This window comes from Novipirellula galeiformis (assembly GCF_007860095.1).
In the GTDB taxonomy this organism is placed as follows: domain Bacteria; phylum Planctomycetota; class Planctomycetia; order Pirellulales; family Pirellulaceae; genus Novipirellula; species Novipirellula galeiformis.
Window position 1 is genome coordinate 63,961 of sequence record NZ_SJPT01000005.1, and the last position, 19,120, is coordinate 83,080.

At 57.8% G+C, this 19,120-nt stretch carries 8 protein-coding genes; all 8 read right to left on the reverse strand.

The annotated features are described in order from the left end of the window. Positions 1–17: 17 nt before the first annotated feature. The 8 genes from Pla52o_RS14205 to Pla52o_RS14240 all read right to left on the reverse strand — a co-directional run bounded on the left by Pla52o_RS14205 (position 18) and on the right by Pla52o_RS14240 (position 18,875). Positions 18–1,004, reverse strand: a complete 987-nt coding sequence (locus Pla52o_RS14205) for an ABC transporter ATP-binding protein (RefSeq protein WP_146595296.1) — start codon at positions 1,002–1,004, stop codon at positions 18–20. Continuing rightward, positions 1,001–2,020 (reverse strand): ABC transporter ATP-binding protein, encoded by a 1,020-nt coding sequence (locus tag Pla52o_RS14210; RefSeq protein ID WP_146595297.1) that lies wholly within the window; start codon positions 2,018–2,020, stop codon positions 1,001–1,003. Before Pla52o_RS14210 ends, Pla52o_RS14205 begins: the two co-directional genes overlap by 4 nt. A 112-nt stretch (positions 2,021–2,132) precedes the next feature. Further along, entirely contained in the window at positions 2,133–3,374 is a 1,242-nt protein-coding gene (locus Pla52o_RS14215; RefSeq protein WP_146595298.1) for an ABC transporter permease, read from the reverse strand. Further along, positions 3,371–4,300 carry an ABC transporter permease gene (locus Pla52o_RS14220; RefSeq protein WP_146595299.1) on the reverse strand — a complete coding sequence of 310 codons (930 nt, stop codon included), beginning with the start codon at positions 4,298–4,300 and terminating at the stop codon, positions 3,371–3,373. Before Pla52o_RS14220 ends, Pla52o_RS14215 begins: the two co-directional genes overlap by 4 nt. A 158-nt stretch (positions 4,301–4,458) precedes the next feature. Then, a complete protein-coding gene (locus Pla52o_RS14225; protein WP_146595300.1) occupies positions 4,459–6,420 on the reverse strand; it encodes a peptide ABC transporter substrate-binding protein in 1,962 nt (653 codons plus the stop codon). 227 nt (positions 6,421–6,647) lie between these two features. Beyond that, positions 6,648–9,770 carry an autotransporter family protein gene (locus Pla52o_RS27705; protein ID WP_261343348.1) on the reverse strand — a complete coding sequence of 1,041 codons (3,123 nt, stop codon included), beginning with the start codon at positions 9,768–9,770 and terminating at the stop codon, positions 6,648–6,650. A gap of 357 nt (positions 9,771–10,127) precedes the next feature. Then, entirely contained in the window at positions 10,128–13,199 is a 3,072-nt protein-coding gene (locus tag Pla52o_RS27710) for an autotransporter family protein (protein WP_261343349.1), read from the reverse strand. Positions 13,200–13,493: 294 nt separating this feature from the next. Beyond that, a complete protein-coding gene (locus Pla52o_RS14240; protein WP_146595301.1) occupies positions 13,494–18,875 on the reverse strand; it encodes a PAS domain-containing protein in 5,382 nt (1,793 codons plus the stop codon). Between the last annotated feature and the right edge of the window lie 245 nt (positions 18,876–19,120).

The window sequence follows — 19,120 nt, forward strand, 5'->3', positions numbered from 1 at the left end:
ACGTCGCTTGCGTTTGGCTATGACGTCTCAGGGCAGCGAACGTGGCAAGCGGCCGAGTGGGGATGATCGCCTAGGACCGGACGTATTTCACGACACTGCGGTTCGGCAATCCAGCATCGATCGACAAACACACAGCCCGGATACTCTCGGTCCGGTGAGGGGACTTCGCCTTCGAGCACGATCCGGTCGCGTTTCGCAGCGACCACCGGATCGGGTACCGGAACCGCCGACAACAGCGCTTCGGTATAAGGATGAATCGGGGCTCGATACAGGTCGGCCGCCTCGGCAACTTCGACCATGCGTCCCAAATACATCACTCCAACGCGAGTGGCGATATGCCGCACCACGCTCAAATCGTGTGCAATGAACAAGTACGACAGCCCCAGCCGCTGTTGCAATTCCATCAACAAATTGATGATTTGAGCCTGGATCGAAACGTCCAAAGCCGAGACCGGTTCGTCACACAGGATCAGTTTAGGTTGCACCGCCAAGGCTCGAGCGATTCCGATCCGTTGCCGTTGTCCGCCACTGAATTCGTGAGGATAGCGATTGAGAAAACGCGGGTTCAGCCCGACCAATTCCATCAAGCGAATGACCTCAAGTTTTCGATCGCGTCCTTGGGCCAAATTGTGCACCACCAGCGGCTCGCCAATGATCCCGCCCACGGTCATGCGAGGGTTGAGCGACGCAAACGGGTCTTGGAAAACCATTTGTACTTGGCGGCGATAGGGCAACATCTCGCGGTCGTTCAACCCGCTGATGTTCGATCCGTTCAAGCGGATGGTTCCCGAGGTGGGCGGCACCAGCCCCACGATCGCGCGCGCGGTCGTCGATTTCCCACACCCCGACTCGCCAACCAAGCCAAGCGTTTCGCCTTCTTTGATCTGAAACGAAATGTCATCGACCGCGCGGATCACGCCCCGTTCCGGACGAAACAACGATCCCCGGCTGAACGGAAAATGAACCTTCAAATTTTGCACATCAAGCAGTGGAGTTTCGCTCACTTGGATACCTCATAATCCCGAGGGGTCGTCGTTTCCACATCGACCAAACAGGCCGCCAGTCGCCCGTCACCCGACGGCGCCAAAGGGGGATCGATCGTTTGGCACGTTTCAATGGAATAGGGGCATCGTTCGCGGAACGAACACCCCTCCGGAATGCGAGCCAAATCAGGCGGTTGCCCGGGGATCGCTTGCAGTAACTTGCTTTGCTCTTGATCAAATCGCGGCAGCGAATTCAACAATCCCAACGTGTAAGGATGCTTAGGCGAGGCGAACAAATCGTGCACCGGAGCCTTCTCCACCACGCGACCGGCGTACATCACCAACACCCGGTGGCAAACCCCAGCAACGACACCCAGGTCATGGGTGATCAACAAAATGCTGGTGCCCCGTCGCTTCTGTAGATCCGCCAACAGATCCAAAATCTGGGCCTGGATCGTCACGTCCAACGCCGTCGTCGGTTCGTCCGCGATCAACACATCGGGTTCACACGACAACGCCATGGCGATCATGACACGTTGCCGCATCCCACCACTGAATTGATGTGGATAATCTCGCAAACGTTTCGCCGGCGAGCTGATCCCGACAAGCTCGAGCATTTCGACGGCGCGGGCGCGAGCTTGTTTCTGGGTCAACCCCAGGTGCAACCGTGTGGTCTCACACAATTGTTGCTCGATCGTCATCAACGGGTTCAGCGCCGTCATCGGATCTTGAAAGATCATCGCGATCTTTCGCCCCCGGATGGTTCGCAATTGCGACTCATTCATTTTTAGCAGGTCGCGTCCTTCGTACATCGCCCTGCCGCCATCAATTCGTCCAGGCGGCTTGGGTACCAAGCCCATCAAGGCCAAGTTGGTGACGCTTTTCCCGCTACCGCTCTCGCCGACAATGCCAACCGTTTCGCCCGCCCGAATATCAAACGACACTCCCCGCACCGCGCGCACGATGCCATCATCGGTGCGAAAGCTGACTTGCAAATTGTCCACCTCGAGGATCGGCGCATCGTTAGGTTTGGGCATCAGGATCTAAGCTCGGTTGGAAAAGGGGGGGCTGACCCTCTCCGTGGAAACGGGAATATCATAAAAATGGATTGTTTTCTAAAGGGCTAGCCCGCCCCTTTTTGGACCCTACCTAGTCTCGGTTCTTCATCCGAGGATCGAGGGCGTCACGCAGTCCGTCACCGAGAAAGTTCAAGGCAAACAAGGTGGACGCCAGGGCCAGGCCGGGGAAGACCACGACCCACCAGAATAACTTCACACTCGAAAGCGCCTCGACGCCATCGTTGAGCAGCAATCCCCAGGAAACATCCGGTGGCGCAACGCCCAGGCCGAGAAAGGACAGAAAGGCTTCGAACAACATCACCGAGGGAATCGTGAGCGTCAGATACACGATCACGATGCCCAGCACGTTGGGCACCAGATGTCGAAAGATAATCCGTGGCGGCGACGCGCCCACGGTTCTTGCCGATTCAACAAATTGTTCGTGCCGAAGCGACAACACTTGACCGCGCACGACGCGCGACATCGTCAACCAATAAATCGCTCCGATAATGATATAGAAGATCGTGATCTGGTCGATGCCGATCCCGTCTAATTGCTTCTTGACACTGTCTTCGCCTAAAAAGGTGACCAGGAAAATGACGACAAAAATGAACGGGATCGAATACATCATGTCGACGATCCGCATCATCACCGCGTCGACCCAGCCGCCAAAGTAGCCGGCGATCGCGCCGTAACTGACCCCGATCAACAGACTCACTAGCGTCGCCACAATCCCCACGATCAACGACACCCGAGCGCCCCAAAAGACGCGAGCCAATAAATCGCGGCCGAGGATATCGGTGCCGAACAAACTGGGAATCGCATAATCGCCGAACACGGCCACTCGCACGCGAGTCAATTGCCAAGAAACGGGCCCCAACTCGTTCCAAAGCTGGTTGAAGGGATGCTCGACTTTGTAGCGTTCGGCGATCGCGTCCGTGAGTTTCGCGCGTTCAGCAAGATCGGTCGTTTCATCACGCTCTAATTGCAATCCGGAAATTTCGGCATTAAACGCCGCCAACTCGCTCGTCAATTTCCGCTCGGCAAACTTCAACCCTTCGCGGCTGCCCATCACGACGGCGCCAGTGTTGGGCGACAAGAACCGGCGATCATTCAGGTCCTTGTCGATCGGACTTTGCAGCGGCAACAACGGTGTCAGCAATGCCAGAATCGCTAACACAATTAAAAATGCCATCGATGCCATCGCGGTGCGATTACGGCGCAGCCGGTTCCAGGCGTCTTGCCATAGCGAAACGCCTCGGATCTCTTTGGATTCGTCGAGCAGTTTTTCCAACAACTCGCGATCTAGCTCTTTTTTGTTTGCGCTACTCATTGCAACTTCACCCGTGGATCAATGATGGAGTAGGAAATGTCCACTAGCGAATTCATGACGAACAAGATGACGGTGTAAGTGAGAACCATCCCCATCGCGAGCGTGTAGTCACGCTGGGTCGCGGCGTAAATGAAGTGGCTGCCCATGCCGGGTAAGGCAAAGATTTTTTCCAGTACCAACGAACCCGTAAGCACGCTGGCGGTGGCAGGACCGAGATAGGACACCACCGGCAACATCGCGCCGGGCAAGACATGGCGTGTGATCACGGTGTGGCGTGGCAAGCCTTTGGCAAACGCGGTTCGCACGTGATCCCGCGTCAAAACTTCTAACATCCCGGCACGCGTCAAACGTGCGATGTAGGCGGCAACCGGTGCCCCCAAACACAACGCGGGCAAGGCGACTTGTCGTAACGTTCCCCAGCCGCCCGCCGGAAAGATTTGGATCCCGAACACGAACAACAAAATCGCCAGACTAGCGAGCACGAAGTTCGGAATCGCGATCCCCAGCACCGCCGCCGCCATCATGCCCAAATCCGCAAACGAACCGCGATAGACCGCCGAAACCACCCCCGCAGACACGCCCAGAATGATCGCGAATACCAAGGCAAAAATCGCCAACGATGCGGAAACGGGAAACCCCTCCGCTAGAACTTGATTGACACTGTAGTCTTCCAAGCGGATACACCAACCCAGGTCAAAACGGGTCACAATCCCGACCAAGTAGTCAACATATTGCTCCAACGGTGGCGCATCCAAGTTGTAACGCGCCTTGAGTTGACGCTCGATCGCCGGCGGCACATTGCGTTCACTGCTGAACGGGTTGCCCGGCACGCTCCGCATCAACACAAACGAAACGCTGTAGACAATCCACAACGTGACCAGCATCCAGCAAAATCGCTTGATGATGTAACTAAGTAAATCTCGCATGCAAATCCTTTGTGGACGCTAACCTGTTCGTTTGAGCTTGGCGGGACCACGCCCGAGGGAGAGCCGCCGAGTTCGCTCCTGCGGCGACATCCGCCTGAAATGAAAAAGTAATGAAGTAAAAAAGTGACGCAGGGCTGGTTTACCAACCCCACCCAACATCACTGTCGGTACTCCAATAGCTTCAACGGATGCAAATCTTGGGCACTGGGGAAGAACCCTTTTACATTGGGTTTGACCATGTTGATCGACGTGTAAAAGTAGATCGGGATCACCGGCATCTCGTCGACCCAAATCTGTTCGGCTTGACGCAGCAAATCCATGCGTTTTGCGGGTTCGCTTTCGCGTGCGGCATCGGCAATCAATTGGTCGAATTGCTTGTTGCTCCAATTCGTGTTGTTCTGGGGCCCGTCGGTAACCCACATGTCCAAGAACGTATTGGGATCGGGATAATCGGCGATCCAACCGGCCCGCGCGATGTCGTAATCCTTCTGCTGAGTCTTGTCGAGAAAGCTACCCCATTCCATATTTTGCAGTTCGACTTTGACATTCAAATTATTCAAGAGCTGTTGCTGGATCACCTCGGCGATCGCGCGATGCCCTTCACTGGTGTTGTACAGCAATGTCATTTTGGGAATGCCACGTCCTCCCGGGAAACCCGCATCGGTCAGGAGTTGTTTCGCTTCTTCGATGTTCGCTTTGATGCCATCAGCACTCTCATACAGAGCGAGCCCAGGCGGCACGATCGTGTAGGCGGGGATTTGGCCCGACTTGGTGACTTGTTCGACAATCTGTTCGCGGTTGATCGCCTTGGCCAACGCACGGCGAATCCGCACATCATCCAACGGTTTACGAGCGACGTTCAAACGATAGAAATAGACCGACAATTGCGGCGCGGTAATGTAATCTTCGCGGCTTTGTAACTCTTCGAGCAACGCCGTCGGCGGGCTGGTGACCCACTGGACTTGCCCCGTTTCATACATGTTCAGCGCCGTGTTTTGGCCTTCCATCGAGAGGAAATCGACGGTCTTGAACCCCTTCGAGTTGACCGTGTGGTAGTCCTCGTTTTGGATCAATCGCAAGCGATCCCGTAATCGGCGAAACCCCAGTTTGTAAGGCCCATTGGTGACGATATTCTCGGCCTTCGTCCACATCGGCGAACCGTAGGTTTCGACACACTTTCGGTTTACGGGAAACAAGGTGTAATGCCCAGCCAAATTAGGAAAATACGGAACCGCGTCCTTCAAATGGACGATGAAGGTGCGGTCATCGGGCGTTTCCAAACCGCCCAGCTTTCCGAACGCCACCATCACCGCGTGACAACGTACCGTCTCGGCGCTCGCCACCGACGAATTCGGGTCGACCGCAAAGGTTTGTGATTGCACGTCGGCGTCCCAGTGCACCTCGCCGTTGGCGTCCTCTTTCGCCACATCGACCTTGTAGACCCATTGTTGTTGCCAATCCAGCATCGCTTCCTCGCGATCACTCTCGCTCACCGTCTCCGCGAAGGTAGGCTCGGGAGGTTTGACAATTTCACGCAAGGTCCCGTACCGCATCGTGCCGCGAGGGAAATTTTGTTGGCTCGATTCGCTGGGCGTGTCGAGCGGGCGATCCCAAAGCTCGACTTCGACACGGTCGCCAACCTCGACCACGCCGCTGGCGTATTGCTCGGCGTAGGGGACCGCAAACAATTGGAAACTGTACTCGCTAGCGGTCTCCGGATGCAGCACCCGGTGCCAGCTCCAAGCGAAATCGTGACTGGTGACCGGCGTGCCATCGGTCCAGAATGAATCATCGCGAAGATGAAAGGTATAGGTCCGGCCATCGTCCGAAACGTCATACGATTCGGCCACTCCAGGATGAGGGGTCATCGCCTGTAATCCCGTCACCGGATCAGGGTCGCCCTCGGGCATCATCGCCAAAAGTCCCTCGAATAGCTCGAAAATGATTCGGCCCTCGATGTTGCCGGTCGCCCGCGCAGGATCGATCGTTTTGGGATCGCTCCCGTTTTGCAGGCTAAAATCAGCGGGAGCGGTGGCATCAAATCGCGACGCCCAGGCGACCGCAACGATCACCACCAGACCAGCAACTACGAGAAATGCACGTCGGACTTCGGGAGGCACGCGGGGAATCTCCAGTTAAATGGGAACCATCAATGGCCCGATTCTAACCCAGAACCCCGTTTCAATGGGACAGCGGTTTTTTAAAGGATTTTTTGAAGGTGTTTCCCCAGGGGCATGCCGGCTGGGGTGGAAGATAGGGCCGGTTCCTACCGGCCGTCCCCCCCAATGCTTCACCGATCACGTCGTACACCCAACGCCTGCGGCCGGTGGGAACCGGTCCCTTGCCTCTACCAAATGTAGCTGAGTGTTCCCGAGCCGACGTGGAAGACTTGGCGGTCGTTGAACTGCGTGTTGTAATCGGCTCGCAATTCCCAGCGGTCACTCGGACGCGCTGCGAAACCGCCACCAACGATCGCCCAGTCGCGGCCTAGGTCCAGACCGTTGGCTGTGAAGCCCGCACCGCCGACGCCGGCGAATTGGGCGTTGACGACCGACGTGGTGTCCAAGAACTCGTGCATCCAACTGCCACGAATCTCCGGTGTGATCGCCCAGCCACGAGCCGATGTCCATGGCTGCCACTGCAAACGGCTGCCCAAGTTGCTGCGCAGCGAATGCGTGTCAATTCCCGCCATCGCCAAATTCATCGACCCCGCGCCGGTTTCAGTGAACCCGTTCTGACGAGCGTAAACGTATTGCAGCCCTGCGAACGGTTGCCATTGGTGTGAACGAGTCAATTGCAGATTCAAGCCGCGTTCGCCGTATGCGAATCCTTGCCAGCCGTCCGAGTCGCCGTTTGCGGCACGAGTCAATCCGCCGACTTGGATCGTGCGGTCGCTATCAAAATTGTCGAACTGAAAACCGCCCATTGCGATTCCGTAATGACGACCCGAGGTGTGAGTCAGATAGCTGCCAAAGTTGCCGCCGTCGGTGCGGACGGTTTGGTTGATATTATCGGCGCTGACCGATGAACCGACGTAACCGCCGAAGAAGCCAAGGCGGACATGGTCGCCGAGATCACGCTCGATTCCGAACGTGGTGCCGCCCAAACCGTAATCAATTCCTGCGGCGTTGCCATCGGATTCGGCCGATCCGCCCAGACCGTAACCGGTCATCCAGCCTCGCCAGTGGTAAGCAGCACGGCAGGTCGGCGCGATCAGCACGTCACAAGGCGTTTGCGAAGCCTCGACATAACTGACCAAGGCGACACCGGAACCCGAGCTTGTGGCCGCCGCGCGACTTGGGGACGGCATGGCACTAGCGAAACCTCTGCTGTTGGATCCACCACCGGTGAACAACCCCGAACGCAATTGGCCGCCGATCGTGCCGATCAACTGGCTTGTGCCTTGGATCGTCACTTGAGACTGGCTACCGTAGAGATCACCGCTCAGTTGGCTCAGTCCACTTTGCACTTGAGCTGTGCTGAGCATGCTAAACGCATCGAGCACGCTGCCGAAATCGCCGCTCGCACCGCGGGAGTTTTGGTCGATGTAGGCTCCCACGGATTGACGATTCCCCGAGCCGCCCACCGAGGCAAAATTGGTGCTGTTGTCGACCAGTGTAAAGAACGCCGAGTACGAATCGTAACCTAGTTCGGCATCAAAGAAGGCGAGGTCATCGGTGATCGAATCGAACACGCCACTCACGCCACTGTGGGTTTGCAGGAACGTGTACTTGGCTCCTTCGGTGTAGGTGCCTGCGGCCCCTTGCACCGAGACATCGCCGCCGTGGATGGTGGCGGTGTCGGCGATGATCAAGTCGTTGTCGACTCCGGCGACGGGGCTGGCCGCCGGTTTGATTTCGACTACGGTACTGCTGCCGGAATTGAAGGTGGCGTTGCCCCCGACGGTCAGCGTTCCGATCGAGTTGCCGGCGGCGAAGGTGCCATTGTTGACGACATTGCCGGTGATGGTTCCGCTGCCGCCCAGTTCAGCATTTGCGCCGACAATGGTGTGGCCCGCGATTGAGCCGTTGACGACTAGTCGTCCGGCGTTGATCGAAGTGGTACCGGTGTAAGTATTGGTAGCCGAGAGAATGAGTTCGCCGCTTCCGGTCTTCTGCAGCGATCCTGTGCCGCCGATCTCGTCGGCCAGAGTCTTTGATCCGGTGCTGACTTCGATCCCTGCAGTGACGCCGGTGTGCAGGTACATCCCCGCACCGATGGTTTGGCCGTTGGCGCCATTGCCAAGGGAACCTGTCCCACCGGTTCCGGCGGTCAAGCTACTGCCTGAGAGCGAGCTGTCGACGATCGAGAGGCTTCCCCCCTCGCGCACGAAGATGGCACCGCCCATCGCATCGCCGGCGTCACCGCCACTGAAGATTCCCCCACCATCGCCTCCGCCAAACCCGCCACTGCCCGGAGTGTTTCCTCCGCCGCCTCCGCCGAAGTCACCGCCGTCGCCGGCGTTGTCTGCATCAACACCAGCACCGCCACCGCCAGCAAATTCACCGCCATTTCCTCCTGACGATTCGGTGCCTCCACCTCCGCCGCCACCGTAGCTGCCGCCGCTGCCGGCGGGAGCCCCGCCGAATACACCGGATCCGCCGCCACCGCCATAAACGCCCCCATTTCCTCCAGCCGCAAAGCCCCCACCCCCCCCACCGCCGGGATTGCCTGCCGCCCCCTTGTTGTTTACGGTGCCGCCTGCGGCGCCACCATCGCCATCGCCACCGGTGTTGTCAGCAGTGGATGCGCCGTCTCCAATTCCACCGCCACCGCCACCCCCCCCAGCGCTAGCGCTTGCATCGCCTCCATTGCCTGTGACACCACCGCCGCCACCACCGCCTTGGTCGGCTGCACTACCTCCATTTCCATCAAATCCTCCTCCACCGCCACCACCTTGATCGCTTGAAACCCCACCGTTTCCCGCGTATCCACCACCCCCGCCGCCGCCACCTGCAGCATTTGTGTTTGAATTTCCTCCGTCACCGCCTTTGGCGGCATTGCTGTCAAGCGTGACACCACGAATCACGACGTTGGCACCGGAGTTGACGAACAACGCGCCACCGGCCCCGGCGCCACCACCACCACCGCCCATTCCAACGCCGCCGTCACCGCCGTCGGCGAGCCCTTGTTTCAGCGTGACATTTTCGATCGTGACGTCGCCATCGGCAACAAAGAACAAGCGTGCGGTGCTCTGCCCCGAGATCGTGTTTCCGGCGCCATGAATCGTGATCGTTTGATCGGTCCCCACGATCATCGGCAGGTTCGACGCCAGCGCGATAGGATCCAAGCCATTTGCAAAGGTGATCGAGTGCGTGCCAGCACCGGCGGCATTCAAGCTTTCGATCGCCGCTCGCAGCGATCCGGCACCGGTATCGTTGTGATTGATGACGCTAAAATCAGCGGCCATGGCGACAGGGCCACCCAAAATGGCCAAGAAGAGAGCAAGACGGGCAGTTCGTTTTTTCATCGCGCGAAAGTCGGTCGATCAAGGAGATACGAGGGACCGTTTACTCCCCCCTTCGCCGCATCCGTGCGACGATTCCCAGGGTGGTCTATCACGTATTCGTCCTGCGTCGCGTCGGAAATCGCTGATGACTGTGAATCTCAAGCACGCGACCGAGTGCCCTCATAGCGAGATTAATCGTCGCAAGGTAAGGCACTCCGTAGAATCAATTTGACAACCATCACAAATTACCGAGTCCAATGCGATGAATCCCTGAGTGGAAGGAGGGCCGGTTCCTACCGGCCCTCCCCCCCCCAACGCTTCACCGATTACGTCGTGCAACCAACCCCCGCGGCCGGTGGGAACCGGCCACGCTTGGCTTTACCAAGCGTAGCTGAGCGTTCCCGAGCCGACGTGGAAGACTTGCCGGTCGTTGAACTGGGTGTTGTAATCGGCTCGCAATTCCCAGCGGTCACTCGGACGTGCCGCGAAACCGCCACCGACGATCGCCCAGTCACGGCCCAGGTCCAATCCGTTAGCACTAAAGCCCGCACCGCCGACACCGGCGAATTGGGCGTTGACGACCGACGTGGTGTCCAAGAACTCGTGCATCCAACTGCCACGAATCTCCGGTGTGATCGCCCAGCCACGAGCCGATGTCCATGGCTGCCACTGCAAACGGCTGCCCAAGTTGCTGCGCAGCGAATGTGTATCGATGCCCGCCATCGCCAAGTTCATCGATCCGGCGCCCGTTTCAGTAAACCCGTTTTGACGAGCGTAGACGTATTGCAGCCCAGCGAACGGTTGCCACTGGTGCGAACGAGTCAATTGCAAATTCAAGCCGCGTTCGCCATAGGCAAAGCCTTGCCATCCGTCCGCGTCGCCGCTTGCGGTACGAGTCAATCCGCCGACCTGGATCGTACGATCGCTGTCAAAATCGTCGAACTGCAAACCGCCCAGTGCGATCCCGTAATGACGACCCGAGGTGTGAGTGAGATAGCTGCCAAAGTTGCCGCCGTTGGCGCGCACGGTTTGGTTCATGTTGTCGGCGCTGACCGACGAACCGACGTAACCGCCGAAGAAGCCAAGGCGAGCGTTGTCGCCGAGATCGCGCTGGATTCCAAACGTGGTTCCGCCCAATCCGTAACCGATCCCCGCAGCGTTGCCATCGGACTCGGCCGAGCCGCCCAGTCCGTAACCGGTTACCCAGCCGCGCCAGTGATAGGCGGCACGGCAGGTCGGCGAGATCAGCACATCACAAGGCGTTTGCGAAGCCTCGACATAACTGACCAAGGCAACGCCGGAGTCCGAAGCGGATGCGGCGGGACTTGTTGACGGCGTGGCACTGGCGAAGCCGCCTCCGCTGGCTCCACCACCGCTGAATAGACCCGCACGCAATTGGCCGCCGATCGTACCGATCAACTGGCTTGTGCCTTGGATCATCACCTGCGATCCGCTGCCGTAAACATCGCCGCTCAGTTGGCCCAGTCCACTTTGCACTTGGGCCGTCGTCAGCATGCTAAACGCATCGAGCACGCTGGCGAAGTCACCGCTGGCGCCAGTGGAGTTTTGGTCGATGTAGGCTCCCACGGATTGACGATTCCCCGAGCCGCCCACCGACGCATAGTCGGTGCTGTTAGCGACCAGGGTAAAGAACGCCGAGTACGAATCGTAGCCCAGTTCGGCATCAAAGAAGGCGAGGTCATCGTTGATCGAATCGAACACACCGGCGAGGCCACTGTGGGTTTGCAGGAACGTGTACTTAGCTCCGCCGGTGTAGGTCCCCGCAGCTCCTTGCACTGAGACATCGCCTCCATTGATGGTAGCCGTGTCGGCGGTGATCAAGTCGTTATCGGTGCCGGCGACCGGCGTGGCCGCCGCTTGGATCTCGACCACGGTGCTGCTGCCGGAATTGAAGGTGGCATCGCCCCCAATGGTCATCGTTCCGATCGAGTTGCCGGCGGCGAAGATGCCGTTGTTGACGACGTTACCGTGGATGGTTCCACTGCCGCCCAATTCGCCCCCGCTGTTCACGATGGCATTGCCGGCGAGCGATCCGTTGACGGCCAGCCGACCGGCATCGATGGTGGTCTCTCCGGTGTGGGTGCTTGCGCCGCTGAGCGTCAGTATGCCGGAGCCCGTTTTCGTCAGACTCCCTGTTCCTGAGATGACACCGGAGTAAGTGCCATCGCTGACTTGATTGAATTGGACGCTGGCGTTATTGGTCACGTCGCCGGGCAAGGAGGCCGAGTTGACTTGCAAGTTGCCGCCCGAAACCGTCGTGCCCCCGGTGTAAGTATTAGCTGCGGAGAGAACGAGTTCGCCAGCGCCGGTTTTCTCGAGCGACCCGCTGCCGCCGATCTCGTCATTCATGCTCGTCGATCCGGTGCTGATTTCGTAGCCCGCGGTCACCCCGGTGTGCAGGTACATGCCCGCTCCGATCGTTTCCCCGTCGGCTCCACGTCTACTCGCATTGCTTCCTGCGCCACCGCTTCCGGCGGTCAGCGTATTGTCGGAAAAACTGCTATCGACGATCGAGAGCGAACCGCCGCTGCGGACGAAGATCGCGCCGCCCATGGCATCGCCCGCATCGCCGCCGTAATAGGTTGCCCCTCCATCGCCGCCACCGAAGCCGCCGCTTCCGGGGGCACTGTCGCCGCCCGTGCCACTGCCTTTACCGGCGCCGCCGCCAAAATCGCCGCCGTTGCCACTGACCGCCATGATGTTCGCGCCGTTTCCGCCGCCGCCCCCAAACTCACCGCCATTGGCCCCAGCGGCACCGCTATCGCCACCCGCTCCTCCGCCATCGACACCAGCGGCGCCGCCGGTGGTGGTGCTGCTGCTGCCGCCCTCGGCTTCGAATCCACCTCCGCCACCGCCGCCATAGTCGGTCGTGCTGCCACCATCGCCGTGGAATCCACCCCCACCACCGCCACCTCGAGGAGAGAGGCTTCCTACTCCGCCATCGCCTCCCTTGGCGGCATTGCTATCGAGCGTGACGCCGCGAACAACGACGTTGGCACCGGAGTTGACGAACAAGGCCCCGCCGGCCCCCGCGCCGCCGCCGCCGCCAGCCATTCCATCACCCCCCTTGCCGCCCGCGGCGAGGCCATCTTTGAGCGTGATATTTTCGATCGTAACATCCCCAGCGGCGACAAAGAACAACCGCGAGGTTTCGTTCCCCGAGACCGTATTGCCAGCGCCATTGATCGTGATCGTTTGCCCGCTCCCCTCAATCCTCGGCAGATTCGATGCCAACTCAATCGGATCCAACCCGCCTGAAAAGGTGATCGAGTGGTTGCCGGCACCGGCGGCGTTCACTTGTTCGATCGCCCAACGCAGCGAATTGGTACCGGAGTCATTGGGATTGTTGACACTAAAGTCGGCGGCCATGGCAGCAGGCGCGCCCAAAATGGCCATTAGGAGAGCAAGACGAGCAGTTCGTTTTTTCATCACACGCACTTCGAGTAATCAAGTGAGCCCGAGGGGCGTGCAGTTCCCCTCGCCGCATCCGTGCGACAAGCCTCAGGTGATCTGCAACGCTCCAACGATTTCGTGTTGGAGATCACCGCAACCGGGATTACCAACACGTGACCGATGGCCTCGTAAAGAGAGTTGATCGTCAGACCATTCGTCGCGCGACAGAATCAAACGGACAGCCTGTATAAACCGAATCCCTCTCCCCCTTCGTGGCTATAACGACTTGCCCAGCCGCAAACGTTGCCGACGGTTGACGCGTCAATGGAGCTACGGGGCGACCTCTCCCGAGGGAGCGCCGAGCAGCTCCCTGACGATGGCTTGCAACTGCGCGATTTGCACCGGTTTGCTGATGTAGTCATCCATCCCGGCCTGGAGACAACGATCGCGATCGCCTGCGAGCGAGTTCGCGGTCAAGGCCACAATCGGAATCCTGCGGGACAGCGGTACGGCTTGTTCGCGTTTGCGGATTTCACGCGTCGCGGAAAAACCATCCATCTTGGGCATTTGACAATCCATCAAAATCAGATCGTAGTGATGTTCGCCGATCGCCTCGATGGCCTCCTCACCATTGGTGACGACTTCACAGGTGCAACCAAAATGTTTCAGCAATTCGCTGATGTAAAATTGGTTGGTGAGATTGTCTTCGGCCACCAAGATATGGGCCGAGAACGCAGGCGAGTGAAGCGGCGCCCCCTGCGCCGTGCGCGGTGACCCTGCGGGGGAAGTGAGGTGGATATTTTCTTGTAGGATCTCGACGGGAATTTCGAACCAGAACGTGGACCCTTGGCCGTGCCGGCTGCGGACGCCCATTTCGCCCTCCATCAACTGAACCAACTGCATACAGATCGACAGCCCCAGTCCCGTCCCGCCGAATTGCCGGGTGGTTGAACTGTCGACTTGTGAAAAGGCTTTGAACAGACGGTTCATGCGGTCCTCGGGAATCCCGAGCCCGGTGTCGGTAACCGAAACTCGAATTCGAGCCGTTGTCCCCGTCCGTGAAACCTGTTCGCCCCGCAAGGTGATTCCGCCCCGGGTGGTGAACTTCAATGCGTTGCTCAGCAAATTCGCCAAGATTTGACACAAGCGGTGATCGTCACACCTAACGATGGCGTCGAGCTCGGGTGAGAGCAGGCAATCCAACCCCAACCCTTTGCCCGCGATCAGCGGAGCGTTGGCAGCGACGACGTCTTCCACAATTTTAGCCAACTTACATTCACGCGGCTCCAATTCCAGTTTGCCCGCTTCGATTTTAGAGAGGTCGAGAATGTCGTCGATCAGCGCCAATAATCGCTGTCCGCTCTTGTAGCCCGCTTCGACGAATTGTTGTTGTCGCCCCGTCAACGTCGTTGTACGCAACAATTCGTTCATGCCCAAAATGCCGTTCAATGGCGTGCGCAACTCGTGACTCATCGTTGCCAAGAAATCGCTTTTAGCACGACTTGCCTCCTCCGCGTGCACGACGGCGCTTCGCAGCGCGGCTTCGGATTGCTTGACGCTGGTCACGTTCTCATGGGCCATCAGGATATGTACTTCGCCCTTGACGTAAATCCGTCTCATGCGGAGCTGGAACCAACGTTGCTCTCGAGAGGAATGACAGGTGTATTGGAAACTCCATGAATCCCGTTTTCCTGCTTCGATCTCGCGCACCGCCGCCAGGACTTTTCTCGCATCTTCATTCCCCTGGTCGATCGCAGCAGCGCAAATCTCGAAGTAGTTTTTGCCTTCGCTAACCCCTTGAACTTCCGTGCAACTTGTCTTCGCAAATCGCTTCCAAGCTTGATTCGTCGCGACGATTTCTCCGCGTGAGTCGAGCACCGCGATGTGGGCGGACAACGCGTCGAGTGTGACCCGGTTGAAGGCTTCACTATCGATCAGCGATTGTTTCGCAAAGGTATGCTCGATCGCAAGACGCGATAGTTCCGTGGCCCATTCCAAGCATTCGCGTTCACGCACACTCGGTTTCCGCGGCTGGTCGGTGTAAACGCTTAAGGTCCCCAGCAACTCGTCATTGACGCTGAGGATCGGCATGGACCAACACGAGCGAATGCAGGCTTGTCGAGCCTGATCTGCCCAAGCGTGACACGGCGATTCGCTTTGCATGTCGTGGACGATCACTTGTCGCTTCGTGAACGCCGCCCGGCAAAATGGCGATCCGTGTGCTTGCACCTCTGAATCGTCGATGGCTTGTAAGTAGTCCTGGGACAAATGCAGCGCAGCACGATTTGACAGGGAGGTTTTGGAGCGGTCGGTCAGCATCAGGTTGCACATCAGTGCCGTGTCTTCGGCGACCACACTCGAGACGATTTTTTTGAGACAAGCGTCGAGGGACTCGTCCGCCGCCAACATCCTCAACAGCTGGCTCTGATGGTTTTCACGCAACTCGCGAAGCTTACGATCGGTGATATCCGAGACCAAGCCTTCGATTGCCTCGACTCGCCCCTGTTCATCATAAATGCCTCGCGCTTGCTCCCAAACCCACTTCATTTGGCCGTCGGGAGTTCGGATGCGATACTCGTGTTGGATCGGTTGGCGTGCTTGCAACTTGGAGGCAAATACGGCGGCGACCTGCGCTAAATCGTCGGGATGGACTAAGCTTGGATATAGAAAATGCCCCTGCGTCAATTCCTCGGGCGAGATGCCAAACAGATCACGACATCCTTCGCTGACAAATTCCATCGTCCAATCGGCATCGTCGCGGCAGCGATAGGCCATGCCTTGAAGATTGGCTAACAGCGTTTGATGGCGTCGACTGCTTTCCAACAGTTCGGCCGTTCTTTTTTCCACGCGTGATTCGAGTTCTTCATTGAGTCGGTGCAGTTTTTCTTCGGCTCGCTTGGCTTCCGAAATGTCACGACATGTTCCAATCGCATAGACGGGTTGCCCTTGGTCATCATTCGATGCCCGCCAAAACTCTTCCACCCATTTCTCGGTTCCATTTTCGAGTAAAATCCGATGTTCGATCTTACACGACGCTCCCGAGTCAAGCGATTGGACCAGCGCATCATTGACACGTTTGCGATCCTCGGGATGAACGAGTTTGAGAAAGTTCGCATGCGTCGGTGCAAATGATTCCGGCTGCTTGCCAAAAATCGCGTACGTTTCGTCCGACCAAAAGACCGTCATCGTCCTCAAGTCGGTCTCCCAGCTGCCGATTTTCGCGACCGCTTGCGCCTCCGAAAGTCTTGCTTGTTTGACCTCGAGTTGTTCAATCAACTGACGCTGTTTCCCGCGAATATCTCGCAGGTCTTGCTCCACTTTTTTCTGGACATGAATGTCAAGCGTCGAGCCCGCCATTCGATACGGCTTTCCGGTCTCGTCACGCAGCGCATCGCCCCGAGCGTTAAACCAACGATAGTGACCGGACTTGGTGCGCAAGCGGAACTCGGTGTCATACGGTTTGTTCCCGTTAAAGTGCGCTTCGATCGCGGACTTGAATTGATCCTTATCGTCGGGATGTAGGGCGCTGGCAAAGGAAGAAAAAACGTGAGGAAATTCATCGTCGGAATAACCAAGCAACTGTTTGAAGCGTGGCGAGTAATAAAGCTCGCCAGTTTGAATATCCCAATCCCAGATGCCTGCGCTGGAACCATCGACCGCCAACTTGAAACGCTCCTCGCTATTTCGCAAGGCAACGATATTCTGCTCTTGTTCGGTAATGTCTTGGATCACCCCCAGTCGGCGAATGGCGTTGCCGGTTTCGTCAAGGACCATCTCTCCACGCTCACGCACGAGGCGAATTTCGCCGTTTGGACGCTGAATTCGAAACTCATGTTCGGCGTACGGTTGGTCCGAATCGGTCCGTGATAACGATGCCAACACTCTCTCACGGTCCTGGACATGAACGCGTCCCATCAAACATTCCAGCGAACCGCTGCATTGCTCCGACGCGATGCCAAAGAGCTCGAAGGTTTGAGCAGACCCCTGGAACGTTCCTAGGCGAAGATCAATATCCCAGCAGCCCATGTTGGCGATACGTTCGGCATTGGACAACAAAACCTCGCGTTCCCGCAGCTCGTCCGTGGCGTTCATCCATTGCGTCAGGTCTCGCGAGATGCCTGACAATCCAGTGATCTTCCCTTGCGGGTCGCGCAGCGCTCGCACATTCGTGCTGAGCGTCACCACGCTGCCATCCTTGCGGAACACCCCACATTTATAATTGAGTTGCTCTGTTCCCGTTTCGACCAACGTGATGAACGTTGTCAATGTTTCATCGAAGCTTTCGGGAGTCACAAATTCCAAAAACGACTTGCCGATTAATTCATACGAATCCCAGCCGTAAATCGCCTTGGCGGCCTGATTGATAAACGTGATCCGGCTTTCCGCATCAATGGTCCAAATCAGATCGTGAGAGGATTCCACCAGATCTCGGTAACGACGTTCCCCCGACTCGACCGCCGCTTCGGATTCTTTACGTGCGGTGATATCACGCGAGATACTCAGCACCCCTACAACGTCTCCCTCCTGATCGACCAAGCGAGTCACATTGGCGTCGATCCAGACCCGCGTTCCGTCTTTGCGCCAATCGCGAAATTCACCCTTCCAATCCTGGCCGGACAATCGTTCTTGGATTTGTTGAGTGATCCAGTCGCGTTTCGGCTCCGGATACCGATGGGCTAACGGTTGCCCCAGCATTTCCTCGGCGGTCCAGCCGAACAAACGCGTCGCTCCGATGTTCCAGTACGTAACGCGCCCCGCCACGTCGGTCACAATCGCTGCGTCTTGGACCTGGGAGAGCAAGAGAGAATCACGATCGAGAACTTGCTTTGCTTCTCGCCGTTCCAGAGAGTTGCGTAGCATTCCCGAAAGCGTCTTGAGCCATTCGCGTTCTTCGGCCAAGAAAAACGTCTCAGCCGCGTCCACAACCTCTGCCGCGTCCACAACCTCTGCCGCATCCCTAGCTGTCACGACCGTGGGAGGCTCTAAATAGACGATATCGACGCAGACGTGTCGGCCACCCCCAGTATTAAAACGGGCTGTTTGGCGGTAACGCGTCAGCATAAATCCAGCGCTGACATATTCCCGGTCATCGAGCGTTACGCGCGCTGCGGCGATTTCAGGGAATTGCCACGCTGCAGGAAGTGAATCCACCAATCGTTGCATCAACGTTGGCAGAGGCTGGTCGTCTTGTTGCAACAAGCTGGAAGCGTGATGCAGGGTGGCTAGCTCGTTGACGCGTTCCCTGAGAGCTTGCTTCTGCTTGTGTTGTTGTTGCTCCAGCGCTGGACGCTGCGCTCGCAATCGATGGCTGCTAAGCGCCTCTCGCACGGCATTGCCGAGGCGTTGAAGGTCGGCTTGGACGAGGAAGTCATCAGCGCCGCTTTTCATCGCGGCGACGGCTTTCTCCTCACCGCCGGTGGTGGAGACAAAAATAAAGGGGACCCAGTGCTCACGCGACTGCATCAAATCGAGCGTCTCGAGCTCGCGGAATTGCGACGAAGCGAAATCAGCGAGAATGAGATCGGGCGATGAACTCAACGCCGCCTGATAATCGGACTTTGTCACCACATGAGTGCATTGCACCCTCAACTCCGTCCGCGTCAGTGCTTGAATCAGCAACTCAGCATCTTGATGCGACTCTTTGACAATGAGCACCTTCAGGCGGTGGTCGCCCTGAGATGCTGTCGGTAATTTTGCCGTTCGATCCGTCATTGCATTCTTAAAGCGTCACCAGCCCCGGAGGCCCTTTCGACTCTTGCAGAGGAAAGGACTCTAAAGACGACAAACGTCATGTCGCCGCTAAGCAATCTCGACACGTTAGGAATATCGACCCCGTGGTCTTGAAAAGCCAGCAAGCGGCAAATCGGACTGGGATCATCAACGATGGCTGATGCAAATGGGATCGAAGCCTAAGCGGCTCAGTCTAGTTGGGAAAGGGACTCCGCTGCAGAGCCCAC

Excerpts from the sequence above, each read along its gene's own strand:
- Pla52o_RS14240 (WP_146595301.1), bottom strand. The coding sequence starts at position 18,875 with ATGACGGATCGAACGGCAAAATTACCGACAGCATCTCAGGGCGACCAC.
- Pla52o_RS14215 (WP_146595298.1), bottom strand. The coding sequence starts at position 3,374 with ATGAGTAGCGCAAACAAAAAAGAGCTAGATCGCGAGTTGTTGGAAAAA.
- Pla52o_RS27705 (WP_261343348.1), bottom strand. The coding sequence starts at position 9,770 with ATGAAAAAACGAACTGCCCGTCTTGCTCTCTTCTTGGCCATTTTGGGT.
- Pla52o_RS14210 (WP_146595297.1), bottom strand. The coding sequence starts at position 2,020 with ATGCCCAAACCTAACGATGCGCCGATCCTCGAGGTGGACAATTTGCAA.
- Pla52o_RS27710 (WP_261343349.1), bottom strand. The coding sequence starts at position 13,199 with ATGAAAAAACGAACTGCTCGTCTTGCTCTCCTAATGGCCATTTTGGGC.
- Pla52o_RS14220 (WP_146595299.1), bottom strand. The coding sequence starts at position 4,300 with ATGCGAGATTTACTTAGTTACATCATCAAGCGATTTTGCTGGATGCTG.